Genomic DNA, 25358 nt, shown 5'->3' on the forward strand with positions numbered 1-25358 from the left:
CGCTCAGTTGTTCGTCAGAACGAGCCGCGCATGGTCAGCATCACGTTACGTGGTGTGCCGAAGTAGCCGCCGTTTAGCGTGCCACCAACGACAGCAAAGTAGTGTTTGTCGAACAGGTTGTCGATGTTCAAAGACGCGGTCCATTTATCACTGATTTTGTAGGAGCCGAATGCATTCCAAACCGAGTAACCACCTTGCGTGATGGTGACGTTGGCTGATTCTTTGTATGAGTAATCGCTTTGGGCGATTACACCACCGCCGATAGACCATTTTTGCCATTCACCCGGTAAACGGTAGGTAGTCGAAGCGCGGAACAAATGCTTGGGTGTTTCCCAGCTGGTGGTTTGACCGTTTTCGTCTTCATTCTTCAGACGCGTGTAACCGGCCGTTGCTTGCCAGCCTCTCGCCAGTTGACCTCCAACTTCGATTTCGAAACCACGGCTGTCCCGGAATGCGGAAGTGCGGTAGCAGTAGCTGCTGGATACACCAGGGCAAAGACCATTTGTATTCATATCCTGTACTGCGACATTCTTTTTCTTGGCCTGGAAGACGGACATAGCGATATTCAGGCGACCGTTATATAACTCGCCTTTGATACCTGCTTCAACATTGGAACCAATGGCTGGCTTAAGTGGTACGCCTGAAGCAGTTTCGTAGCGGCTCTGCGGTTCGAAAGTATCGGCATAGCTGGTGTAAACAGACCATTCCTTGCTCAGGTCGTAGACCAGGCCCGCATAAGGGGTGAATTCAGCCTTCTGCTTGTAATCATTGGTCAGTCGGCTGGTCACCAGGTTCTCACTGCGTGCCGCGAACCAGCTGACACGACCACCCAGCAACATGTGGAGATCGTCTGCCAATTCCCAGCGAGTGCTGCCGTAGATACCGAAGCGATCATCCCTGTTGACCGAGCGGTTTGCCCATGCCGGTTGCGTTGGTTCTGCCAGTAGCCAGGGGTTGGGATTGTAAATACTCATAGTGCCGACCGCAGGCAGATCCGACGTTGCCGTACGTATCCATGTCGTTGACTTGGACCAGTTCGCACCAAACATCGCCTGATGCGTACGACCCCAGGCCTTGAAACTGCCGGATGCATTTGCATCAATGCCGTAGCTTGGGACTTCGTGGTTCATGAAGTAGGAGCGCTCAACGTTGGTCGTTTCTACTGCAGGATTGACGGCGCCACGTATACGTCCCAGTTTTTGATAGATGCTGGTTTTGCTATAGGTAGCAGTCAGCTTCGCTTTCCAGTCACCGGCGAAACGATGTTCGAGTTCGGTAAATATTTCATCTGTCGATGCTTCGTGACGGTTCCAGGCTTGCGTGAAGGAGGTCGAACGCGGCACATTCAAGGCTGCGCCATTGGTAAAGCGCGGCAAACCGTAAATTGCATAGCCATCGATATTGGTTTCCTGATGACGTACGCCGACGGTCAGTGTGGTATCGCGGCTGAGATCCATATCAATGACACCGTAGACCAGCGGTGTCTTGGAGTGGGCTACGTCGTAAAAGAATTTGTTGTCCTGATACGCAGCCACTACGCGGCCACGTACTGTACCCGCTTCATTCAGCGTGCCGCCTGCATCCACTTCCATCCGGTAGTTGTTCCAGGAACCGACACGTGCCGTTACATCAAAATGTTTTTCCGCTTTCGGGCGCTTGCGCACCATATTGATGACGCCGCTTGGATCACCGGCACCGACGATCAGCCCACCCGCACCGCGCAGTACCTCGACGCGATCAAAGACTGCCATATCGGTGGGAACCCAGCCGGTCGGATTGTAAACATTGCCGGATACGCCATCGATCAGATAGTTGGTTTCAGGGATGACATAGCCGCGTATGGTGTAGACATGGGCACCAAAGTTGCGCTGCGATTTGGTGATGCCGGTTGTATGTTCGAGTACCTGATCCAGCGTTACCAGATTCTGGTCATCCATTTGCTTACGTGTGACTACGGTGACCGATTGCGGCGTTTCACGTATCGATTGCGTCATCTTGCCTATGGTCAGCGCACGCGTCGTATAGGAGTCACTGCCTTCGGTCGTCGGCGTCGCCGCGGCGGTCGCAGTCACGGCAGGCAAAGTCGCTTCATGCGGAGCAACGTTGGAAGAAGGTGGCAGCTTGCTCAGTGTGTAGACATTGCCGCCGCGCGCGACTGCGGTCAGGCCACTGCCTGCCAGCAGGCGGGCGAAACCTTCCTGTACCGTGAAGCTGCCTTGCAGGCCCTGTGTGCGCAGGCCGTCGGTCAGCGCTGGTTCGGACGCCAGGTTGACGCCGGCACTACCGGCAAATGCTGACAGGGCAGGGCTGAGCGGACCCGCCGGAATGTTGTAGCTTTTTTGTGCGGACGTGCTGACACCCGGTTCTGCTGCAAATGCCGGGGTGGCAGGTACACCGGCCATGACCACGGCGGCAGCCATCACGACGATGGCACCGCGTACCAGCCTGACCGAAGGCTTCAGGCGAGGAAAAGCCTGGTGGGCGGTGGATGCAGCAGATTTGATTGCAGAAGAAGCACTAAATGCCGTGCTGCGCGCTGAACGCGGGTGAGTCATGAAGATGTCCTTTCGAGGGTCAGAATGTGTTGCTCTTATCCTGTCTGACCGTCGAACTTTGAAAAGGGGACATCGCTACAGCATTGTTGGTTAATATTTTTTACGGCGGGCTTATACGGGCCCTATCGTCACCCAGTAGCGCGTGACCAGGGTCGCACGTATCGGCAAGGAGGCGACCAGTGCCTTGATGACTGCATCTGTATCGCGCAACTGGAATGCGCCGGAGACGCGTAAGTCAGCGACAGCCGGATCGCAACGCAGGATGCCGGGGCGATAACGCGCGACTTCAGTGATGAACTCGGAGAGCTGCATTTTTTCTGCGTACAAGACTCCGGTGGTCCAGGCGTCGGCATGTGGGTCTATGGTTTGCAACACGCCTGCTTCGCTATTGAAATTCGCCTGTTCACCGGCGCCCACTATGAAAGCGCCGGATTCGTTGTGGCGCGGCCTGACTTCAATCGCGCCTTCAGTCACCGCTACCAGGCTGGAATCATTGTGTTGCGTCACGATGAAGCGGGTGCCGAGTGCGCGCATGCTGCCTTGTTTGCTTTCCACAATGAACGGGCGCGGCATGGCGGCGCTATCTTTGGCGGTAGTCACCATAATTTCACCGCTACGCAGATAAATACGCCGCGTGTTGTCATCAAAGGCGATATCGATAGCAGTTGCGGTATTCATGAACAGGCGGGTGCCATCTGCTAACGTGATTTCACGCTGTTCACCGGTCGCAGTATGTTCATTGGCAGCCCATTCCTGCCACGGTGCAACGCGATAGGCGGTCCAGGCGACCGGGCCGGCAGCGATGAGTAAAGTGAGTGTCTTGATGGCGCTACGACGATTCATTGCAGCTGCATTCCGCAGTACCGGCACGCCGACCTTGGACGGCACCAGACCGAATTTTTTGCTGACCATTGCTGCGCGTTCCCACGCGAGTTCATGATCGGCATGGCTGGCGCGCCAGCGGTCGCAGGCCTGGCGATCAGCATCTGTCATTTCGCCGGAATGCATGAGTACCAGCCATTGCGCGGCCTGTTTGGCAGCACCTGGGTCAACCGCCCTGGGGTTGTTGCGTAGCGGGTTGCTGATGGCGGACGGCATCATTCTGCAGCCACCAGCAGGATGCATTGTTCGAAGGCTGCCGCCATGTAGCGTTTGACGGTGCGGTCGGTCACGCCGAGACGTGCGGCAATTTCTGCATAGGTCAGGCCTTCAAGCTGCGACAGCAAAAAGGCTTCACGTACTTTGCTGCCCAGACCGTCGAGCATGGCGTCGATTTCATGCAGGGTTTCGAGGATGAGCATGCGTGTTTCGGCGGACATCGTTTCCGGTTCCGGCATCTGCGACAGCACGTCCAGATAAGCCTGTTCCAGCGATACCCGTTTAACGTGATTGATCAGCAGACGATGCGCGATGGTGGTCAGATAGGCGCGGGGTTCCTGCAGTGTCAGTTCGCGCCGTGTTTCCTGAACTGCGAGTATGCGCACGAAGGTGTCCTGTGCCAGGTCTGTGGCCTGATCTGCGCCGCCCAGTTTGCGACGCAGCCAACTCACCAGCCAGCTGTGGTGATCGACATAAATAGCAGCGACGTCCCGGTCCGAGACTAGCGGTACAGCTGACACAATAAGATTTCCTGAGCGATGAGCCGCATACACATCGAAGAATGACCGTGATGCTTGCGGCTATATACAAATGAGAATTATTATCAATATTACAGAGGCAGGCTTTTTTTGACCATAAAAAATTGGCGGGAAATGCATTTTGATGGTCGCAATGATGTGTGTACGCCACATTCATGCGTCGTCACAGGTGTGCATCCCCGGCATTTGAAAAAGGTGTTTGCGCCAGTTATCGCAGCTTTGCGCTGCCTCCTATCGTCGGACAGCAGTCGAATCGCGGTTGATTTCGCGTAAAATTGCGGAAGTCCCTTACAACACTCACTTAAATCGAAGAATATGACCATCAAATCCGATAAATGGATACGCCGCATGGCAGAGCAAACCGGCATGATCGAACCGTTCGAGCCAGGTCAGGTACGCCAGTCCAACGGCCAGAAGATCGTCTCTTACGGTACTTCATCCTACGGCTACGATATCCGTTGCGCCGACGAATTCAAGATTTTCACCAATATCAACAGCACCATCGTCGATCCGAAGAACTTTGATGAAAACTCCTTCGTCGATATCAAGAGCGATGTCTGCATCATCCCGCCGAACTCGTTCGCGCTGGCACGTACCATCGAGTACTTCCGCATCCCGCGCAATGTGCTGACTATCTGCCTCGGTAAATCGACTTACGCACGCTGCGGCATCATCGTTAACGTGACGCCGTTCGAACCTGAATGGGAAGGCTATGTAACACTGGAGTTCTCCAACACCACACCATTGCCGGCGAAGATTTATGCAGGTGAAGGTTGCGCGCAAGTGCTGTTCTTTGAAAGCGATGAAATCTGCGAAACATCGTATAAAGATCGTGGCGGCAAGTACCAGGGCCAACACGGTGTGACGTTGCCTAAAACCTGATGCATGTGAGCGGCTTCCCCATGAAGAAATATGCGCGCATGTTTGCGTTGCTGTCAGTAGTGTCTGCGGCGACGCCTGCGTTGTCGCATGCGCAAACGCTCGTCCCTGCCGGAAAGATGTTCGCGAATGCCTTCCTCGATGTGCGTGCGCCATTGACTGGTGACTGGATGATCGCCAAGTCGTCGCAGGCTGAACTGGCTTTTGCGCGTGCCGGTGATGCGCTCAATGAAAGTTTTATTGCGCAGGTCAGCCTGTTTGCCTTGCCCGATTTCAAGGGCAAGGATGAGTTTGAGGCGCTGGTGAAACAAGGTGTACAGGCCGATTCTCCGACAGAGCGTTTCAAACCGGTCTCGGCTGATTTTGAATATACCGAACAGCGCGGTTATCCGTGCGTGAAGTATGTCGGTGTGACTGAAGACATGAAGGCGAAGACCAGTACTTCAGCGACTGAAACTGTGAAGCTGATGTTGCAATTCAATTCGCTGTACTGCCAGCATCCGACCGTGCCGGGCGTCGGCTTTATGGTCGGCATGTCGCACCGGGGTGACGCGGTGATAGAGGATCTGGCGAAGGATGCAGAAGTCTTTATCGCGGGCGTGCAGGTCGCCAAGCGCACGGCCAAGCCGGTGGTGCAGACGGAGGCGCCAGCCGGGATGCAGCCTGAAGTAATACCGCAAACGCAGCCTGAAGTTCAGCCTGCGGCACCAGCGGAAGAAGTCGAAGAAGAAGTGCGCGGCTAACTGTTTTAACGTTGCGCCAGCTTCCGCGCTTCGATAATCATCCTCTCCGCGGCACCCGATTGCGGTTCATCGCGATACGCCAGATGCAGCGGCGCACGCAGGTCGGGTGCCTGCTCCAGCTTCAGGTAAACCACTTCCTTCAGTTGTACGTGTCGCATTGATGCGGGCACGATAGAGACCCCCAGTCCCGCCGCCACCAGACTCAGCGTCGATAAATTCTTTTTTGCTTCCTGCACTACACGCGGGCTGAACCCGGCGGCGCGGCAGGCGGCAATCACGCTGTCATAGAGACCGGGACCGCTCGGGCGTCGGTTCAGGATAAAGTCGTCCTCGGCCAATGCCGTCAGCGGCAGGCTCTTGCGTCGTTGTGCCAGTTTATGCGTGACCGGCAACGCGACGATCATTTCTTCCACCAGCATGGTTTCCATTTTCAGGCCGGCAGCACTCCCTATCGGCGAGCGTATGAAGGCGACGTCGAGGCGGTTGTGCCGCAAGTCTTCGACCAGATCATTGGTATTGCTTTCCTCGACTGCCATGATGACGCCCGGCGATTTTTGCCGGAAGGCGCGTATGACTGCCGGGATGAAAGGGTGCAACGCTGCCGACTCGGTGAAACCGACTGCGAGGCGGCCACTTTCGCCGAGCGAGATGCGGCGTACACCTTCTATCGTCGTGTTGATCTGCTCCAGTATCAGGCGCGCATCCGTCAGTAGCGCCTGACCGCTCTCGGTCAGTTCCATGCCGCGTGGCATACGCCGGAACAGGGTGACCCCCAGTTCTTTTTCCAGTGCACGGATTTGCTGGCTCAGCGGCGGCTGTTGTATGCCTATGCGTTGCGCCGCCTTGGTCAGATGGCCTTCTTCCGCGACGGCGACGAAGTAACGCAGCAGGCGGAGGTCTATGGATGACATATATTTTAAGTATGCTTAACTATGATTCCATATATTAGACTGAATGGCGTTGCAAGCGTAAGCTTTCGTTTATCGAGATGTCACGCGGAAGCAAGATCATGGAAAGCAGCACACAAGTAGCGCAAGCCGCGCAGGAACAGGCCACGGCTCCGACGTTGCGACAATTGTTCCTCGGCTTCCTGGGGCTGGGGATGATGGCGTTTGGCGGTGCCTTGCCGCTGGCGCACCGTATGCTGGTGGAAGACAAGCGCTGGCTGAATGAAACTGAGTTCACCGAATTACTCGGCCTGTGTCAGTTTCTGCCTGGCGGCAATATGATTAATTTATCGGTCGCTGTCGGTATGCGTTTCCGTGGTGTGAAGGGGGCCTTCGTTTCCATCATGGGGCTGGTCGCGATGCCATCGGTGGTGCTGGTACTGCTCGGTATGTTGTATGAGCGCTTCCAGAATGATGCACAGGTAGCGCATGTATTTGCCGGGCTGGCGGCAGCGGCAGCAGGGTTGCTGGTTGCGATGGCGATCAGGATAGCGGTGCAGTTGCGCGGGAAGTATTTGATGGCGCTGGTGGCGATACTTTGCTTCGTCGCGATTGCAATACTGCGCTTGCCTTTGCTGTGGGTGATGCTGGTGATGACGCCGCTGAGTATCTGGGTCACCGCAAGGAGCAAGAAATGACGCAGACCCTGATCGCCTTATTCCTCATTTTTACGCAGTTGTCTTTGCTGGCCTTTGGTGGTGGCAATGCCATCCTGCCGGAGATGCAGCGTCAGGTAGTCGAGGTGCATCAATGGATGACGGCCAAAGAGTTCAGCGCCTTGTTTGCCTTGAGCCAGGCTGCGCCGGGGCCGAACATGATGATAGTGAATCTGGTCGGCTGGCAGGTTGCAGGCTGGGCCGGGATGCTGGTGACCGCCATCGCCAAGTTCGGGCCTTCGTCGCTGCTGACCATCATGTCGCTGCATGCATGGGAACGCTTCAAGGATAAACCGTGGCGTGCTTACATACAGTCCGGCATGGTGCCGGTGACGGCGGGTATCGTCGCGGCCAGTGCCGCCGTGATTGCGCACGCATCGGATAGCAACTGGCTGCTGACTGCGATTACAGTTGTCAGCGCTGTGCTGGCGTGGAAGACACGCATCCATCCGTTGTGGTTGCTGCTGGTGGGCAGCCTGGTGGCTTTGCTGGGGAATTCCTGGGTGTGAGCGGGCGAGGGCGGTTGCACCTCACCGCTGCGTCTTACTTGCCGCTGTTGTTAGCCAGTTTTTTCTTCAAGGCCTGTATCGCATCCTTGCTGGCATCCATGCCTGCAATCGAGGTGACGAGTTGCAGGTTTTTCTTGCGTAGCCGGAAGGCGTCAACCGTGACGTAGTTGCCGCTGCCGACATACCGTGTGGTGACGATGATTTCCGCTGTGCCATCGCGGTCGACGTCGGCGAATGTCAGGCTTTCTACGGTGCCGTTACGCGGGCGTATGGTGCCGGTCAGGAATGCATCATACGGATAGGCCGGATCGTTCTTCGCATAGACGCGTAAGGTATAGCTACCTATGCCACGTGGTTCATAGTCCCCTTCGGCGACGACTACCATGCCTTTGGTAGCCGGGTAGATTCCGCTTTTGATGACGCGGCTGCCGTTGTCGGCGGCGTAGCTGCTGGCTGAAGCGATCAGCGCAGCGAATAAGAGTGCGATTTTATGCATGAGAATGTTTCTGTTTGACTGATGATGCAAAACCGGATGTGAGATTTTGCCGGGAAATTGGTAGTGACGATGTGTTTTAGAACGTTGTTTAAAAGCAGAAAAGCGAGGCTATACCCAATATATTTCAGTTTTTTTGAAAAAATTGATAAAATTCAAAAAAAATGAAATGTATGGAAAGTCATGGCTCAACATTATATTGTGATGGCAGATATCGTTCGTAGCAGTGTCTACGACGGTGATCTTTTGATGCCCGAGTTTAAGAAAGTCGTCGAAGAATGCAATCAGGCTTATCGAGAAAAATTATTGTCTCCTTTTACGATCACTTTAGGAGACGAGTTTCAAGGTGTGGCCGACTCTCTTCGCAGTGCCGTTGAAGCTATTCTTTTTTTAGAAGATCGGCTGCTTACGGTACATCCCGTTTTCTCACTTCGTTATGTGCTCGTCTATGGCGCCATAGACACCCCTGTCAATCCTGAAATTGCGTACGGCATGGCCGGCCATGGCCTAACCGCAGCCCGAGAAATTCTTGCTAAAAAACGGCGCGGAAGACTACGTTTCCAACTCAATCTACCAGACCATCCTTATAGCCAGGAGTTGCAGATGCTCTTTAGATTGCTGGAATTGCTAGCGGGACACTGGAAACAAAAAGACTACGTTTTGATTAAAGAACTTTTAGCCAACAGTAGTGATATGGCTGTCGCTGCATTATTTGAAAAAACTGCATCACAGATCTGGAAGCGCAGAAAGACACTACAGATCGAAGAATTTACCTCCGTCAAAGAGCTGTTGATACGAACGGTGGATTATTGTGAAAGAGATCGCCATGCTTGATCACCTGCTTTATTCATGCGGAATTTTTATTGCGGGTGAGGTAATTGCACTTTTGATTTTTCCGTTGGTGCGCAAATATGTTGGCGGAGCAGCTCTTTTAAAAGTGCCTGATATCGAGACCTTCAAGGGCGTGTTGGAACGCCTTGTTATTTATGTCGGTCTTTTGAGCGGCTATGAAATTATCCTGGTCATGTTTGGCGCGTTGAAATTGGGTACGCGCTTACATGATGAAGGAAAGAATCCCGTTTCCAATAACTACTTTCTGGTCGGGAATCTGACGTCGGTATTGATCGCGATCACGGCGGCAGTTGCGTTGTTCTATTTCGCAAAGAATAACTATAGCTTCTAAGCTAATGCACAGCCGATGACGGCTTCTGTCGCCAGGCCCGGACCATCACGATAGAAACGCAGCGCTCGTTCCAGGTCATCGACAGCTAATGTGATGACGCTGATACGAGGCTGCATGCTTGATCCCTGTTACTGACGGACGCAATCAACGAAGTAATCGCGCTTGCCATCGACTTCGCGTTTGACCAGACCGTGGACATCGGTTTCGAAGCCCGGGAATTTTTCGTTGAAGTCACGTGCGAAGCGCAGGTAATCGACGATGGTCTTGTTGAAGCGTTCGCCCGGGATCAGCAAAGGAATGCCCGGTGGATACGGTGTCAGCAGGATGGAAGTAACGCGACCTTCGAGTTCATCGATAGGCACACGGTCGATTTCACGGTGCGCCATTTTTGCGAACGCATCTGAAGGTTTCATCGCCGGCTGCATGTCGGACAGATACATCTCTGTCGTCAGGCGCGCCACGTCGTAAGCCTTGTAGAAGTCATGGATCTGCTGGCACAGGTCGCGCAGGCCGATGCGTTCATAGCGTGGGTTCGCAGCAGCGAACTCCGGCAGGATACGCCACATAGGCTGGTTCTTGTCGTAGTCGTCCTTGAACTGTTGCAATGCGGTCAGCAGCGTGTTCCAGCGGCCTTTGGTAATGCCGATGGTGAACATGATGAAGAACGAGTACAAGCCGCATTTTTCAATGATGACGCCGTGTTCAGCCAGGTATTTCGTGACGATGGAAGCCGGAATGCCGGATTCGCTGAATTTGCCGTCGAGCGACAAGCCCGGATTGACGATGGTCGCCTTGATCGGGTCCAGCATGTTGAAGCCCGGAGCCAGGTCGCCGAAGCCATGCCATTCATCTTCGGCGCGGATGATCCAGTCTTCGCGCGAACCGATGCCGTCTTCCGAGAAGTTATCCGGCCCCCAGACCTGGAACCACCAGTCCTGGCCCCATTCCTGATCGATTTTTTTCATCGCACGACGGAAGTCCAGCGCTTCAAGGATGCTTTCTTCTACCAGTGCGGTACCGCCTGGTGCTTCCATCATCGCAGCGGCGACGTCGCAGGATGCGATGATCGAGTACTGTGGCGAAGTGGAGGTGTGCATCAGATAGGCTTCATTGAAGGCGTCCTGATCCAGCTTCACGCTTTGTGATTCGCGCACCAGGATTTGCGATGCCTGCGACAGGCCGGCCAGCAATTTGTGCGTCGATTGGGTCGAGAAGATCATCGATTCCTTGGCGCGCGGACGATCCTTGCCGATTGCGTGCATGTCTTTGTAGAAATCGTGGAAGGTCGCGTGCGGCAGCCATGCTTCGTCGAAGTGCAGGGTGTCGATCTCGCCGTCCAGCAAGTCTTTCAATGTTTCCACGTTGTAGATGACGCCGTCGTAGGTCGATTGCGTAATGGTCAGGATGCGTGGCTTCTTGTTGACTGCTTCGCGTGCGAACGGATTCGCTTCGATTTTCTTGCGGATGTTTTCCATCGAGAATTCAGACAGCGGAATCGGGCCGATGATGCCGAGGTGATTACGGGTCGGCATCAGGAAGACCGGGATCGCGCCGCACATGATGATGGAGTGCAGAATCGATTTATGGCAGTTACGGTCAACCACAACGATATCGCCGGGCGCGACGGTCGAGTGCCATACCATCTTGTTCGAGGTCGAGGTACCGTTGGTGACAAAGTAGCAGTGATCGGCATTGAAGATGCGCGCTGCGTTGCGTTCGGACGCGGCAACCGGACCGGTATGGTCGAGCAGCTGGCCGAGTTCTTCCACCGCGTTACAGACGTCGGCACGCAGCATGTTTTCACCAAAGAATTGGTGAAACATCTGGCCGATAGGAGATTTCAGGAAAGCCACGCCGCCGGAGTGTCCCGGGCAGTGCCACGAGTAAGAACCGTCCTGCGCGTAATGCACCAGTGCGCGGAAGAATGGTGGCGACAGGCCATCCATGTAGGACTTGGCTTCGCGGATGATGTGACGGGCGACGAATTCCGGGGTGTCTTCAAACATATGGATGAAGCCGTGCAGCTCGCGCAGGATGTCGTTAGGGATATCGCGCGAGGTGCGGGTTTCGCCATACAGGTAAATCGGGATGTCGGCGTTCTTGTGGCGAATTTCTTCGACGAAGGCGCGCAGCGACTTTAATGCGTAATCGGTTTCTTCAAACGAACCGGCGCCGAACTCTTCATCGTCGATGGACAGGATGAAAGCGGATGCACGCGATTGTTGCTGCGCGAACTGCGACAGGTCGCCGTAGCTGGTCGCGCCCAGCACTTCCATGCCTTCTTTCTCGATCGCTTCAGCCAGCGCGCGGATACCGAGCCCGGAGGTGTTCTCTGAACGGAAATCTTCATCGATGATGACGATGGGGAAGCGAAATTTCATGAGGTCTCCAACAAGACGAAAAGTGCGGCCCACCAGCTATTTGGGTGCGCCAGATAAAGAATGCGAATTTTCGCAGATATGTGTGCGATTTGGGGAGAAAAAAGCCGCTGATTGGCCCATCAGCGGCATAGTGCGTCATCACTGTGACGCTAGTGTTACAAATCGGCCCGGATTAACGAATACGTTCGTAAGTGACGTAGGCGTAATCGTAGCCGTTGGCCTCTGAGTGATGCTGTTCGCGGGCGGTTTCCTGCCACAGTTTAGGGTCGATAGCCGGGAAGAACGCGTCGCAATCGAAGGATTTGTCGATTTGGGTCACGATCAGGCGATCCACCTGTGCCACCGTGTCAGCGTAGATTTGCGCGCCACCGATGATGAAGCCCTGGTTGTCGCCGACCAGTGCCTTGGCGGCGTCCAGCGAGGTCACGGCTTCCACGCCGGCATGTTGCCACTCTGCATTACGGGTGATCACAATATTGCGACGATTCGGCAGCGGACGGCCGATCGAGTCGAAAGTCTTGCGACCCATGATGATAGGGTGGCCCGAAGTCGTGCGCTTGAAGTGCGCCAGGTCTTCCGGCAGATGCCAGGGCAGGGTGTTGTTGATACCGATGCCGTTATTGCTATCGGTAGCGACGACGATGGTCAGGTGTGCAGGCATAGTCTCTTCTGATTAAACAGCCATGGGCGCGGTCAGTGGCGCGTGGTGTTGATAGTTTTCCAGGCTGAAATCGCTCGGTTCGAGTTTTTCCAGCCATTCTGGTTCGTATTTGCCGGTGACGGCGTAATCCGGAATCCGGTCCGACAGCACCAGCTTCGGAGCCGGATGCGGTTCGCGGGTCATTTGCTCGTTGAGCATGTCCAGGTGATTCTCGTAAATATGCGCATCGCCTATGAAGTAGGTGAACCACTTCGGCGTGTAGCCGGTCAGGCGACCGACTACGTGCAGCAGGGCAGCGGCTTCGGCCAGATTGAATGGCGTACCGAGGCCGATGTCGTTGCTGCGGATGTAGAGGCAGAGCGAAATCTCTTTGGTCGTCGCATTCGGGATGAACTGGTACAGCAAGTGACAGGCCGGTAATGCAATTGCATCCAGGTCGGCGCAGTTCCAGCCGTGGAACAGGATGCGGCGGCTGCCCGGATTCTTGATGATGGTATCCAGGCAATCACGCAATTGGTCTATCGCCTTGTACAACAGCACCTTGTCCTTGCCTGCATCGTTGACGGCTGACACCACGCGGAAGCCGCGCTTTTGTGCATCGGCTATCTGCGCCTGCTGGTCGGCGTCCAGCAATTTATAGGCTGGCCACTGGCGCCATTGCACGCCATATACCGGGCCCAGGTCGTCCGGGCCGGTGCGGTAAGGGTTGTTTAGCCATTCGGTATTTTCGTTGGCATTCTGATCCCAGACTTTGCAGCCGAGCGCGCGGAAGTCAGCAGCGCTGCGCGTCGCGCGCAGGAATCCTATCAATTCGCCTATCACTGATTTGAAAGCGAGACGTTTGGTGGTGATCGCGGGGAAGCCGTCTTTTTGCAGATCGAAGCGCAACATTGCGCCTGGAATGCTGATGGTGCGGATGCCGGTACGATTTTCCTGCCAGGTGCCCGTATCTAGTACTGTTTGCACCAGGTCAAGATACTGTTTCATGCATAGTCCGTTTTTGTTAGTTAAGTTGTCAGAAATATAGGTGTTTCGATATTTCCCGCGAATTCGCTATTTTAACGGGTTCCGGCCCCGGTCTAGCAGATCCGCGTCAATGCTGGCCGAACTGCAGTGCGGCGAGGCTGGCGTACAGGCCGCCGCCGGCGACCAGCGATGCGTGGGTGCCGGTTTCAACGATGCGGCCATGTTCCATCACGATGATACGGTCGGCGCGTTGTACGGTGGCCAGCCTGTGCGCGATGACCAGGGTGGTACGACCTACCATTGCGGCTTCCAGTGCGCCTTGCACCAGACGTTCGGATTCCGCATCCAGTGCGCTGGTGGCTTCGTCTAGCAAGAGCAGCGGAGGATTCTTCAGCAAGGCGCGCGCGATGGCGATGCGTTGCCTTTGCCCGCCGGATAAGCGCACGCCGCGTTCACCAAGGAAGGACTGATAGCCCTCAGGCAGGCGTTCGATGAATTCATGCGCTGCGGCGAGACGGGCGGCTGCGATCACTTCATCATCCGTCGCTTGTGGACGACCATAGCGGATGTTCTCCATCGCGTTGGCGGAAAAGATCACCGTGTCTTGCGGCACGATGCCTATGGTGTTGCGCAGTGCGTGCAAGTCGAGTTCACGGATGTCGATGCCGTCGAGTTCGATCACGCCTTCCTGCGGATCGTAGAAGCGCAGCAGTAACTGGAACAGTGAGGTTTTGCCGGCACCGGATGGGCCGACGATGGCGACGGTTTCACCTGCCTGTATCGCAACCGACAGATTCGATAATGCCGGCGTCAACGGGCGTGACGGATAGTGGAAGGTCACCAGGTCCAGCGTCAGTGCCGCACCATTGGCACGACGTGGCGGCAACGTACGTGGTTGCGCCGGCGATGCAATCGGCGACTGCACCGAGAGTAATTCCAGCAGGCGTTCGGTGGCACCTGCAGCGCGTTGCGCATCGCCTAACACTTCCGACAAGGCGCCGATCGCACCGGCTACGATGGCCGAGTACAGGATGAACTGGCCAAGCTGGCCACCGCTCATGGTGCCGTCTATCACCGCATGTGCGCCCAGCCACAAGACGAAGACGATGGCACCGAATACCAGCAGAATCGCAATCATGGTCAGCAACGAGCGGGCGCGTATGCGTCGCATCGCGGTTTTGAATGCGTTCTCTACAGTCTTGCCGAAGCGTTGCGCTTCGATTTTTTCATGGGTATAGGCTTGCACCGTCGGCATCGCATTCAGGATCTCTCCGGCCAGTGCCGATGCATCGGCAACGCGGTCCTGTGAATCGCGCGACAGGCTGCGCACGCGGCGACCAAACCAGACAATAGGCAACACGACGAAGGCCAGCGTGACGAGAATGATGGATGAGAGCTTGATGCTGGTGATGAAGAGCATCACCAGGCCACCGGCAAACAGCAGCGCATTGCGCAATGCCATCGAGATGCTGGTGCCGATCAGGGTCTGGATCAGTGTAGTGTCGGTGGTGATGCGTGACAGTACTTCACCGCTTTGCGTTGTTTCAAAAAATTGCGGGCTTTGCGTGACCACATGCGAATAGACGGCATTGCGCACATCGGCAGTGACGCGCTCGCCTAGCCAGGACACCATGTAAAAGCGGGCTGCAGTCGCGATGGCGAGTACACAGGCCACGCCGAACAGTGCAATGAAGTAAGTATTGATGCTGGACGTATCGTGTATGCCATTGGCGCCGAAGCCGAGGTCTATCATCTGGCGGAAGGCGTAAGGAATGGCGAGCGTGGCAGCGGCTGCGACGATCAGCGCAATACCGGCCAGTACAAATTGCTTCTTGTAAGGCAACAAAAATTTCAGCAAGCCGCGCAGGGTGGCGATACTACCTTTTTGTAATTCTCGGGACGTCTTGATGGTCATGGATGCCGTGTTCTGATGTACTGATGAAAGTGGGATGCCAACCAGTGGCTGCCTGTCACCGGGATTTAACGTTTATTTAATGTGCTTCTGTGCGGCTGACATGCAGGCGTAGCTTAACACCAGTAGCGGCGTGCTATTTTTCCGGAAACTTTGGTAAAAAATACCGAAAACGCTTTGTTCTCAGGCAATATGGGGGCAGGTCAGCAGGCTGCAACGGCTATCTTTTCCGGATAAATAAACTGTTATACCGGAACTGTCATCGCTAAACGGGGTCATTCAGATTCACGCATCACGGGAGAGCAGATTGCTGCAATTTATCCAGTGTACCGAACAGAATGACCAGAGTGTCCGTGACGAACTGCTCGCGGGCCTGAGCGCAGCACAGGCTTTTACTTCACCCAAATATCTGTACGATGCACTCGGCTCCAGGTTGTTTGCAGCGATCTGTGAGCTACCGGAGTATTACCCGACCCGTACTGAAGCCCTTATCTTCAATACGCATGCCAGCGCTATCGCGCTAGCCGTAGGCAGTGGCAGCACCTTAATTGATCTTGGGGCCGGTAATTGCGCCAAGGCCGCGCGCCTGTTCCCGGTGCTGCAACCGGTGCAATATGTGCCGGTCGATATCTCAGTCAATTTCCTGCGCGATGCCTTGCAGCGTTTACAGCAGCAATTTCCATCCATCGTCATGACTGGCATAGGCATGGATTTCTCGCATGAGCTGGTGTTGCCGGACAGCGTGCGTGAGGCTAAGCGTTTGTTCTTTTACCCCGGTTCGTCGATAGGTAACTACACGCCGGATGAAGCGCTGCTGTTCCTGCAACGCATACGCGCTGCCTGCGACGACGATGGCGGCTTGCTGATAGGTGTGGATCTGGTCAAGGAAAAAGCCATACTCGATGCTGCTTACGATGATGCACTCGGTGTGACCGCCGCCTTTAATCTCAATATCCTGCGTCATTTGAATCATTTGCTCGGCACGGATTTTGATGTGCAGGCGTGGCGGCATCGCGGCTTTTACAATCAGCAGGCGAGCCGGATAGAGATGCATCTGGAAGCCGCATTCGACCTCACTGTGCGCTGGCCACAAGGAGAGCGCCGCTTCGTGCGCGGCGAACGCATACACACTGAAAATAGTTATAAGTACACACAGCGCAACTTTACAGATTTGCTGACAGAGGCAGGCTTTGGCCGCCTGTCGTTCTGGACTGATCCGCAGCAGTGGTTCATGGTGTGCCATGCCCACGTGACCTGAAAGCGTCTTCTAAGCCGGACAGCAGTAGACTGTAGCAAGTGGCATCCCGTAACTGTTCTATCAATTACATGGCGGATTGCAATGAACGTACAGACAGAAACTATTCATCTGCTGGCACCGCATCAGAGCCTTACGCGTTATCTGACAGTGCGCGCATATACGCTGGCGCTTGCCGCGCCGTTGTCGGAAGAAGATTGCGCGGCGCAATCGATGCCGGATGCGAGTCCGGTCAAATGGCATCTGGCGCACACCACCTGGTTTTTTGAAACCTTCATTCTTGAGCGCTACGAAGAGAATTTCCAGCCGCATCATCCGGCTTTTCGTGTGCTTTTCAATTCCTATTACAACGGTGTCGGTGACAAGCACGCGCGTGCGCAGCGCGGCTTGCTGACGCGTCCGCCATTCGATGAAGTGCTGGCTTACCGCCGCGATGTGGATACACGTGTGCAAGCTTTGCTATCGCAAACGTGGTCGGCATCATTGCAGGCGGAAATCAATGTTCTGCTGGAACTGGGTTTGCAGCATGAGCAGCAACATCAGGAATTGATACTGACCGATGTCCTGCATTTGTTTTCACGCAATCCTTTAAAACCCGCCTATGCCGCAACTCCATATGCGATGGCAGACATGCCATCGCATATGGAGTGGTTGTCATTTGATAGCGGGGTGGTGCAGATCGGGCATGAAAGCGCGGGCTTTTGTTTCGATAATGAGTTGCCGCGGCACCGGCAGTTTGTCGAAGCGTATGCATTGGCGACGCGATTGGTGACGAATCGTGAGTACCTGGCTTTCGTCGAGGCAGGTGGTTATGAGGATCCTGCCTTGTGGTTATCGGAAGGCTGGGATTGGGTGCAGGCACAGCAAGCCGTGCATCCGCTGTACTGGCAACATGACCGCGGTTGGCATGCGTTTACCTTGCATGGACTGCGACCGCTCGATCTGAATGCGGCCTTGACGCATGTTTCTTACTTTGAAGCGGATGCTTATGCACGCTGGAGCGGTGCGCGTTTGCCGACCGAGGCAGAGTGGGAGCATGCAGCACAGAGCTCGGTGGAATTGACGCAGTTGTTTGGTACGTGCTGGCAATGGACCAGCAGCAGTTACGCTGCGTATCCCGGTTACCAGACTGCCGCTGGCGCGCTGGGCGAGTACAACGGCAAGTTCATGTCCAACCAGTATGTCTTGCGCGGCTCATCTTGCGTGACGCCGGACGGCCATGCACGCATCAGCTACCGCAACTTCTTTCCGTCATCGGCACGCTGGCAATTCAGTGGTATCCGGTTGGCGCGCTAGAGATATCTTCCTGCTGGCGCCTAGCGGAACTCCAGTCGGTTGTAGTCCAGTATGCCTGCTTCCAGTGCCTGCTCAGTGAAGTAGCGCTGGTGCAGCGCATCGCTGAAAGCCCAGAAATCCTTGTTATCCCTGCGTACTGACCAGCGTTGCGTAAAGGTGGCGTAGTCGCTTTCCGAGCGCAAGCCTTGCAGTGCAGTCACCATTGCAGGCAGGTCGGCCGCGCTGACGCGATAGAAAGCATTCGGATAATTGAAACCTATGCCAGGCGTCAGGGTCAGCGTGTCTTCTTCAGGTATCAAGGCCTTACTTTCTCCGAGCAGATGCGAGACGCTGGCATGTGCGGTATTGCGCATCAGGCTGTAGCTGCGTGCTTTGCCATCCGGCGTTTCGACCACCAGTAGCGCTGTTTCAGGCAACCATTGCAAGGCGATCCCTTTGCTGGCCGCGAGTTTCTTTAGCGGCGCTTGCAAGCCAGCGGGTGTTTGCTTGCGCCAATCCAGATTGCTTGCGATGACAGGGGCGAGTCGTTTGCGCATCAGTTCCAGCAATTCCTTCTTCGGATCATTGCTGGCATAGCGTATGCCACTGTCCACATTCAGCGTGGTGGCTGATCCGCCATAGACTTGTTCGCGCACGGACAGGCTGTCACCGCGATACCAGTCGTCACGTACCGCGTTGCGTTGCGCCTTCGGCAGCAGCATCAGGAAAGTGGATTCACCTTCGGCGCGCAGATAATCCATATACAGCCGCGACGCCAGTTGATGGCCGACATTGCCGTACACATCGTAGTTGGCAACCAGCAGGTAGTGGATGCGCTCCAGTAACGGGTAGCCGATGACCCAGGCGGTTTTCGGAGTGTCACCGACAAAGCCTTTGACCACACTGGCATTGTCAAAGTGACGGAATACGGTGAGTGCTGCATTGTCGTTGTTGCCGTCGCCATCCCAAATCAAATTGAGGTTCACATCGGCAGGTTTCTTGATGACTTTGGCCAATAAATCCGAGCGCGCTTTCAGATATTCATTTTCCAGCTTGCCGTAGGCCAGCCATGGCGCCAGGATACCGGTAGTGCGGTTGCCGGTCGGCAGGCGTGCCAGTTCCGAGCTTTGCTGCAGCAAGGCATCGACATCCTTGTCGTAGCTGTCGGACGGCGCAAGGAAGGTGACCCAGAACTGATCCTGGATGACATTCAGCGCAACCTGGCCGCGACATACCGGGCCTTTGATGAAACCCATGATGGTAAATTCGGCTTCCTCCAGCATGAAGCGATAACGCGCGCCGACCGGTAGCTGGGCGAAAGTGGCGAATGGGTTGGCGGCGGTTTCTTCGCTATAGCCGGGCAACTTGTTCACTTCATAGGGCGCTTCAAAGAAGAGCTGACGCCAGCGCGCCATGCGCTTCGCATCGAGGCGATAGGGCATATGCGTTTTCGCGACGATGGTTTCGCGTTCTTCGGTCAGGCGATAGTAGACACGGCTGGCTTTGGGATCATCGACCGGACGCGCTGTCGGGATGATGTTAATCGCTTGCCCTGGCGGTGTCGTTGAACGTACCAGCTTGAAGTAGTTACGTTGTTTGTCGTTGCTGATGCCGTCACCGAAGTACAGGTGCGCGAGGAACAGATGCTCATAGGCATAGCGTGCGAATAGTTGTTCCTTCAGCGTGTCGCCGTTGAGGAATTTTTCCCATAGCTGGACTTTGACTGTCACCGCTGCCGGGAGGGCAGGCTGTCCTTCATAAGGCGCACCCTGTTCCAGCCATGCCGTCATCTTGCGCTGCTCGTCCGGCGACAGACCGGGCAGGCCGAAGGGCATACCTGCCAGCGGCTCTTTGCGTTCGTAGGCGGCCATTTCAAAATCGGTAGCACACATATTGGCGCGATCGGCCGAGATGTTCAGTTTCTTGTTCGCGGCGGCGTCCGGTAGCCATGGGTGCTCTTGCTTGAGCATCAGCATGCGATGGATCAGGCCGACTGTACGATTCGCTTCCGGCGTCGCCATGTGTTCATTCAGGACCGGGAAGAAGTTGCGTTGCCGCCATTCGGAAGGTTGTTGCGCATCGATGTAGAGGCGCGATGGGTCGGCTGCCAGCAAGCGCGTTGCGTCATATACAGCTGTTTTATTGGCGCCACGTGCGAGGCCGTCCCAACTGGTGGTTTTAAGCTGGCAGGGGGCGTCATAGCAGGCATGGCATACGACGCAGCGCTGGTTGAGTATCGGTTGTATGGTTTGCAGGTAGGACGCATCGGCAATCGGCTTCATTGGTACGTCAAAGCGGGTCGGATCGGCCGGGCCGTACATGCTGTCGAACTGCGTGCTGAGCAAGGTGCTGCAGGCAGCGATCAGGAGGATGAGGGGTAAGAGGACAATCCGGCGCATACGACTTACCGTGGAAACTGGAGTTGAGGTGACCTTGCCGTATTTCAGGCAAGGTGTCAATTTACAGACGTAAAAAAGCCGCTGACGGACAGCGGCTTTTTGTTTGCTGGCATCGCTACTTAGCTGGCCAGGGCGATGTCACGGTTGACGGCGCTCAGTACGGCACGGAACGATGCCGTGACGATGTTGCCATCGATGCCGACGCCGAAGCGGGTGACGCCGTTGTTGACGCGCAGTTCCACATAGCTGGCGGCATTCGCGCTGGCACCGGCGCCAATTGCGTGCTCATGGAAGTCCATCAATTTGATGTTCAGACCGAGCGCATTGATGAAGGCGTCGATAGGACCATTGCCACTGCCTTGCATGGAAACTGGCTTGCCATCTTTTTCCAGCTCAACCTTGATTTGCACTTCGCCGTCTCTCGAGTCGTCGATGTGGTGATTGCGGTAGTGGTAAGGCGTGACCGCGTTCAGATATTCGCTGTTGAAGATGGTGTGGATGTCATTGGCTGCGACTTCGCCACCGGTTTCGTCGGTAATCCGTTGTACGGCGCGGCTGAATTCGATTTGCAGCCGACGTGGCAAGACCAGACCGTATTCCTGTTCGAGCAGGTAAGTCATGCCGCCTTTGCCGGACTGGCTGTTGACGCGAATCACGGCGTCGTAGCTGCGGCCGAGGTCGGCCGGATCAACCGGCATGTAGGGTACTTCCCAGATTTCATCCGGTTTTTGTTTGGCGAAACCTTTTTTGATTGCGTCCTGGTGCGAGCCGGAGAACGCGGTATAGACCAGGTCGCCGACGTACGGATGACGCGGGTGCACCGGGATCTGGTTGCATTCTTCGACGCATTGACGGATTTCATCAATGTCGGAGAAGTCGAGGCCAGGATTGATGCCCTGCGAATAGAGGTTCAGCGCGAGCGTGACGAGATCCACGTTGCCAGTGCGTTCGCCGTTGCCGAACAGGCAGCCTTCGATACGATCGGCACCGGCCATCACGGCCAATTCTGCAGCGGCGACTGCGCAGCCGCGATCATTGTGCGGGTGCACGCTGAGGATGATGGCGTCGCGGCGTGCCAGGTTGCGATGCATCCATTCAACCTGGTCGGCGTAGACGTTCGGGGTGCTGGCTTCGACTGTGCCAGGCAAGTTGATGATCATCTTGCGTTCAGGCGTCGGTTGCCATGCTTCGGATACCGCGTCGCAGACTTCCTTGGCGAAATCGAGTTCAGTCATGCTGAAGGTTTCCGGCGAATACTGGAATACCCATTCCGTTTCCGGATGCGCATCGGTCAATTCGCGGATCAGCTTGGTACCGGCGACTGCGAGTGCCTTGACTTCTTCTTTCGACATATTGAAGACGATGCGGCGGAAGGCCGGTGCCGTAGCGTTATACATATGCACGATGGCGCGACGCGAGCCGATGACGGAATCCACGGTGCGGCGGATCAGGTCTTCGCGCGCCTGCGTCAGGACTTCGATGGTGACGTCGTCCGGAATACGTTTTTCGTCGATCAGCTTGCGTACGAAGTCGAAATCGGTTTGCGAAGCGGAAGGGAAGGCGACTTCAATTTCTTTCAGGCCGATTTTCAGGAGCATGTCAAAGAAGCGTAACTTCTTTTCATGGTTCATCGGTTCGATCAAAGCCTGGTTACCATCACGCAAATCGGTGCTCATCCAGATCGGCGGTGTGCTGATCACGCGATTCGGCCAGGTGCGGTCCTTGAGTTGCACGGGAGGGAAGGCGCGGTATTTCGCAGCCGGGTTAGTCAACATCATGATAAGTCCTTAAATTCTTCGTTCAATCGGGGTAAGCGTCAGGGGTGGCGATGGGCTACCTGACTGCCACGTGCGCTAGGTCAGGTAACCGATCGGTAGCAATAGCAAAGCCAATGAACGCGCGAAGCTCATCCCGGCGAACAAATCGCCATTGATGCGCACTGCTGAAATCGGCTTGATAGGCATGATGGTTACGGATAACTCGGTTGTACTGCTGTATTTACTGCGACGGTATTACTGGTGTGTTGCGGGCAACACAGGGGCACGCTACTAAGCTAGTAGTAGCGATAGCAGCGTCGATAGCGAGATGCCAGCGATGTGCTTGGATGCGGAAGGAATGTGGTGTGCAGAAAACATAGCGCTAACTTTAGGTGATGCAGGGGCGGACTGTCAAGCCCGATATGGGCTGAAAGGGGCATAGAATGGTGCTTGGTTGCAAATTTGATAATGCTGTAGGTCTCGTGCCGCGAGCCGGCTCAGGCCTGTACTTCGACTCTGGCGGCGCCAGCTGACATCTCGCCTATGACGGTGGCATGGGCAAAGCCTTCGCGTTGGAATATTGCTAATACCTCATCTACTGCAGCCGGATCGCAGGCTACCAGCAAGCCGCCTGAAGTTTGCGGGTCGCTTAGCAGGGCCTGCTGTACTGCACTGATACCCGTTGCGAGGCTTACATCGTGGCCATACGCGTCCCAGTTGCGGCCCGAAGCGCCCGTAATGCAACCCTGTTCAGCCAGTTGCAACACGCCGGGCAGTAAAGGAATCGCCTGCAACTCTAGCGTCGCCGTCAGTTTTGCGCCACGCGCCAGTTCCAGTAAATGACCGAGCAAGCCGAAGCCGGTCACATCGGTCAGTGCATGCACGCCATCCAGTTTCGATAAAGCCATACCAGGTTTATTGAGTTTGGTTGTGTTGGCGATCATCGCTGCATAACCATCGTCATCCAGTACATTTTTCTTCAATGCCGCGGAAAGTATACCGACGCCCAGCGGTTTGCCGAGTATCAGTTTATCGCCAGCCCTGGCGTCGGCATTGCGTTTGACTTTAGACGGATGGACCAGGCCGAGTACCACCAGTCCATAGATAGGTTCAACCGAATCGATGGTGTGACCACCGGCAATCGGGATACCTGCTTCGGCACAGATGGACTCACCGCCCTTGATGATTTGACCTATGGTTTCCAGTGGCAGTTGATGGATGGGCATGCCGACCAGTGCCAGCGCCATAATAGGTGTGCCGCCCATCGCATACACATCGGAGATGGCATTGGTCGCGGCGATGCGGCCGAAGTCATAAGGATCATCGACGATAGGCATGAAGAAATCGGTCGTCGCTATCAGTGCCTGTTCGTCATTCAGTTTGTAGACGGCAGCATCATCAGACGTTTCTATCCCGACCATGAGTTCCCTGGGAACCGGGAAGCCACTCGAGTTCTTGAGGATATCGGCCAGCACGCCGGGTGCGATCTTGCAGCCGCAACCGCCGCCGTGGGAAAACGAAGTGAGTTTGATAGTCGTATCCATTTAATCTCTTTATTCATTTTGTTGTGGCTTTGCACGCCACCTGACATTCTTTTTTTGCAAGGTACAGATAATGATAATCGCCTGCATTGTAAAAGCGTTGGCGACTATGAGTGTTGCTTGCAATGAGCGACGTTGTGCAATGATTCAGGGACACAATGTTTAACACATTTGCGCCAGAAAGAAACAATCTTTAACAGAGCGCCCCTCAGAAACGCATGCTGACGGTCGTTAATAGAGGGACGAGCTTGAAAACAAGGCACGGACGTAAAACCATGTGAGCAGCATGTTTAGCTGTGATGAAAAATGCGCGCGACGTCCGCGATCAGCAGTCCCGGCCATTATTGTCTGAGATCTGTACGGCAGGTTGCTGGAGTTATTTCATGCGTTGTTCTTCATGCAGATGCCGATAAGGGCGCTTCATCCATATTCTCGCGCGGAAATGTGGATGGAAATTTGAAGGAGGTAGTTTTGAAACTCAATTCAATTTTGTTCGCATTAGGTATGGGTGTGTTTTTTTACAGCCCTGTCCACGCACAGCCGATAGTTAAGACCATCAAACTGACTGCGCATATCAGCGACACTATTCATATTTCCAAACCGGACGGCGCGAGCTGGTATGGTGAGGAAGCCTTACTTCCGACTGATCGCAAGCAAACGAGCTTCTCAAATACTTTTCCGATCCGCATCTGGAGCAATCAGGCTGATTTCAATATGCTGCTGGTGCAGCCGCTGAGAATGGTGAATGGTGGTTACGAGATGACGGATGCGAGGGTCTCTGTACTGCAAAACAACGTGGAGCGAGAACTGACCTCGCAGTCCATGGCCATGAAGCAAACCAGGGCGGAGGCCGATGGCTATGATCAGATCTATCAGTTGAAGGTCAGCGCGAAACCGCCTGTGCGTACACCAGGCGGTGCGGACATCAACGGTTACTACCGTGGGGATTTGATCGTATTGTTTGAGCCGCGTAACAACGCACCTTGAGATGCACACAGCACGCCTGAGAGTAGCTCGCGGGCGTGCTGCGCTGTATTCGGGCTTTAGCTCTCGGGATTAGCAGTTACCTTTTTTCGCTTGTCCAGGCGGGCAGTGATAGCCGTGATCGTTTCCGTAGTGTTTGTCCCTGTAGTGCTTGTCATGGTGCTTGTCTTTATGACGCGGACGGTCATATTTGCTTTGCTGCCATCTCTCATTGTGCAGGTACCAGCGGCCATGATCCTGACGCCATTCCGGACGGTGGTAGACGTAACCGGGACGTGCGCGTACCCAGTGACCTTGTGCCCATACATGCTGGTAGCCATTCCAGTTCCAGTAGCCGGGCGCCCATACATATCCGTTGCGCGGCGGCGGCATGCGTTCATATCGTAGCGGGGGCGGGGCGGTGCCGATATTCACATTGACGCTGACTTGCGCCATTGCTTGCATAGGCACAACGGCGCTGCTCGTAATGGCAACTGCAGCCAGGGCTAAAAGTAAACGTTTCATGATTTTATGAGCGGAAAGTGGTGATGGCTTCAATATAGCGTTTGCCGGAAATATTTCAGCAAAGTATTCATCTGCTTACAATTGTTACGGCTTATGCGGTTGCTTATAAGCAGCGCCAGTG

Annotated in this window: 22 protein-coding genes and 1 pseudogene; 9 read left to right on the forward strand and 14 right to left on the reverse strand. The window is 55.1% G+C overall.

Translation table 11 applies throughout. The features are described 5' to 3' along the window. Positions 1–14: 14 nt before the first annotated feature. The 3 genes from DBR37_RS06565 to DBR37_RS06575 form a co-directional block, all read right to left on the reverse strand. On the reverse strand, positions 15–2555 hold the full coding sequence (locus tag DBR37_RS06565; protein ID WP_124573661.1) for a TonB-dependent receptor: 2541 nt from the start codon (positions 2553–2555) through the stop codon (positions 15–17). 111 nt (positions 2556–2666) lie between these two features. Next, positions 2667–3656, reverse strand: coding sequence for a FecR domain-containing protein (locus tag DBR37_RS06570; protein ID WP_233588297.1), 990 nt, complete (start codon positions 3654–3656; stop codon positions 2667–2669). Next, positions 3653–4174, reverse strand: coding sequence for a sigma-70 family RNA polymerase sigma factor (locus DBR37_RS06575; RefSeq protein ID WP_124573662.1), 522 nt, complete (start codon positions 4172–4174; stop codon positions 3653–3655). The genes DBR37_RS06570 and DBR37_RS06575 overlap by 4 nt, the downstream gene beginning before the upstream one ends. Positions 4175–4507: 333 nt before the next feature. On the opposite strand from DBR37_RS06575, the gene dcd reads away from it, so the two are divergent. Beyond that, complete coding sequence (gene dcd, locus DBR37_RS06580) at positions 4508–5074, forward strand: dCTP deaminase (protein ID WP_124573663.1); 567 nt, start codon at positions 4508–4510, stop codon at positions 5072–5074. Positions 5075–5094: 20 nt separating this feature from the next. Next, positions 5095–5814, forward strand: coding sequence for a hypothetical protein (locus DBR37_RS06585; protein WP_124573664.1), 720 nt, complete (start codon positions 5095–5097; stop codon positions 5812–5814). A gap of 5 nt (positions 5815–5819) precedes the next feature. On the opposite strand, the gene DBR37_RS06590 is transcribed toward DBR37_RS06585, so the two are convergent. Next, positions 5820–6725 (reverse strand): LysR family transcriptional regulator, encoded by a 906-nt coding sequence (locus tag DBR37_RS06590; protein WP_124573665.1) that lies wholly within the window; start codon positions 6723–6725, stop codon positions 5820–5822. A 98-nt stretch (positions 6726–6823) separates the two neighbouring features. Between DBR37_RS06590 and DBR37_RS06595 the strand changes: the two genes are divergently transcribed. Both DBR37_RS06595 and DBR37_RS06600 read left to right on the forward strand, forming a co-directional pair. Continuing rightward, on the forward strand, positions 6824–7399 hold the full coding sequence (locus DBR37_RS06595; RefSeq protein WP_124573666.1) for a chromate transporter: 576 nt from the start codon (positions 6824–6826) through the stop codon (positions 7397–7399). Beyond that, positions 7396–7926: a chromate transporter gene (locus tag DBR37_RS06600; RefSeq protein ID WP_124573667.1), complete on the forward strand. Its 531-nt coding sequence runs from the start codon at positions 7396–7398 to the stop codon at positions 7924–7926. Before DBR37_RS06595 ends, DBR37_RS06600 begins: the two co-directional genes overlap by 4 nt. A 34-nt stretch (positions 7927–7960) precedes the next feature. Here the strand turns inward: DBR37_RS06600 and DBR37_RS06605 are convergent, their stop codons facing one another. After that, on the reverse strand, positions 7961–8422 hold the full coding sequence (locus DBR37_RS06605; protein ID WP_124573668.1) for a PliI family lysozyme inhibitor of I-type lysozyme: 462 nt from the start codon (positions 8420–8422) through the stop codon (positions 7961–7963). Positions 8423–8602: 180 nt separating this feature from the next. Here DBR37_RS06605 and DBR37_RS06610 point away from each other — a divergent pair, with 180 nt between their 5' ends. Together DBR37_RS06610 and DBR37_RS06615 are read left to right on the forward strand one after the other, a co-directional pair. Continuing rightward, positions 8603–9253, forward strand: coding sequence for a SatD family protein (locus tag DBR37_RS06610; RefSeq protein ID WP_124573669.1), 651 nt, complete (start codon positions 8603–8605; stop codon positions 9251–9253). Next, a complete protein-coding gene (locus DBR37_RS06615) occupies positions 9246–9602 on the forward strand; it encodes a hypothetical protein (RefSeq protein WP_124573670.1) in 357 nt (118 codons plus the stop codon). Before DBR37_RS06610 ends, DBR37_RS06615 begins: the two co-directional genes overlap by 8 nt. A gap of 11 nt (positions 9603–9613) precedes the next feature. Here DBR37_RS06615 and DBR37_RS06620 read toward each other — a convergent pair. The 5 genes and pseudogenes from DBR37_RS06620 to DBR37_RS06640 all read right to left on the reverse strand — a co-directional run. After that, positions 9614–9718 (reverse strand): annotated as a pseudogene (locus tag DBR37_RS06620) (VOC family protein); the annotation flags it as partial. A gap of 12 nt (positions 9719–9730) precedes the next feature. Beyond that, positions 9731–11983, reverse strand: coding sequence for an arginine/lysine/ornithine decarboxylase (locus DBR37_RS06625; RefSeq protein ID WP_124573671.1), 2253 nt, complete (start codon positions 11981–11983; stop codon positions 9731–9733). A 172-nt stretch (positions 11984–12155) separates the two neighbouring features. Next, positions 12156–12644, reverse strand: coding sequence for a dihydrofolate reductase (locus DBR37_RS06630; RefSeq protein ID WP_124573672.1), 489 nt, complete (start codon positions 12642–12644; stop codon positions 12156–12158). Between the two features lie 12 nt (positions 12645–12656). Continuing rightward, a complete protein-coding gene (locus DBR37_RS06635; RefSeq protein ID WP_124573673.1) occupies positions 12657–13631 on the reverse strand; it encodes a thymidylate synthase in 975 nt (324 codons plus the stop codon). 106 nt (positions 13632–13737) lie between these two features. Further along, the gene (locus DBR37_RS06640; RefSeq protein ID WP_124573674.1) at positions 13738–15525 is read right to left on the reverse strand and encodes an ABC transporter transmembrane domain-containing protein; all 1788 of its coding nucleotides are present in this window, start codon (positions 15523–15525) and stop codon (positions 13738–13740) included. 304 nt (positions 15526–15829) lie between these two features. Between DBR37_RS06640 and egtD the strand changes: the two genes are divergently transcribed. Then, on the forward strand, positions 15830–16780 hold the full coding sequence (gene egtD / locus DBR37_RS06645) for an L-histidine N(alpha)-methyltransferase (RefSeq protein ID WP_124573675.1): 951 nt from the start codon (positions 15830–15832) through the stop codon (positions 16778–16780). An 81-nt stretch (positions 16781–16861) separates the two neighbouring features. Next, positions 16862–18073 (forward strand): ergothioneine biosynthesis protein EgtB, encoded by a 1212-nt coding sequence (gene egtB / locus DBR37_RS06650; protein ID WP_124573676.1) that lies wholly within the window; start codon positions 16862–16864, stop codon positions 18071–18073. Positions 18074–18093: 20 nt separating this feature from the next. Here the strand turns inward: egtB and DBR37_RS06655 are convergent, their stop codons facing one another. The 3 genes from DBR37_RS06655 to selD form a co-directional block, all read right to left on the reverse strand. Beyond that, positions 18094–20451, reverse strand: coding sequence for a fatty acid cis/trans isomerase (locus tag DBR37_RS06655; protein WP_124573677.1), 2358 nt, complete (start codon positions 20449–20451; stop codon positions 18094–18096). 119 nt (positions 20452–20570) lie between these two features. Further along, positions 20571–22229 (reverse strand): 2-isopropylmalate synthase, encoded by a 1659-nt coding sequence (gene leuA / locus DBR37_RS06660; RefSeq protein ID WP_124573678.1) that lies wholly within the window; start codon positions 22227–22229, stop codon positions 20571–20573. 476 nt (positions 22230–22705) lie between these two features. Continuing rightward, positions 22706–23752 carry a selenide, water dikinase SelD gene (gene selD / locus DBR37_RS06665; protein WP_124573679.1) on the reverse strand — a complete coding sequence of 349 codons (1047 nt, stop codon included), beginning with the start codon at positions 23750–23752 and terminating at the stop codon, positions 22706–22708. Between the two features lie 468 nt (positions 23753–24220). Here selD and DBR37_RS06670 point away from each other — a divergent pair, with 468 nt between their 5' ends. Beyond that, on the forward strand, positions 24221–24736 hold the full coding sequence (locus DBR37_RS06670) for a fimbrial assembly protein (protein WP_158610233.1): 516 nt from the start codon (positions 24221–24223) through the stop codon (positions 24734–24736). Between the two features lie 69 nt (positions 24737–24805). Here the strand turns inward: DBR37_RS06670 and DBR37_RS06675 are convergent, their stop codons facing one another. Next, positions 24806–25237 carry a YXWGXW repeat-containing protein gene (locus DBR37_RS06675; RefSeq protein ID WP_124573681.1) on the reverse strand — a complete coding sequence of 144 codons (432 nt, stop codon included), beginning with the start codon at positions 25235–25237 and terminating at the stop codon, positions 24806–24808. Between the last annotated feature and the right edge of the window lie 121 nt (positions 25238–25358).

This window comes from Herminiimonas sp. KBW02 (assembly GCF_003852535.1).
GTDB lineage: Bacteria > Pseudomonadota > Gammaproteobacteria > Burkholderiales > Burkholderiaceae_D > Oxalicibacterium.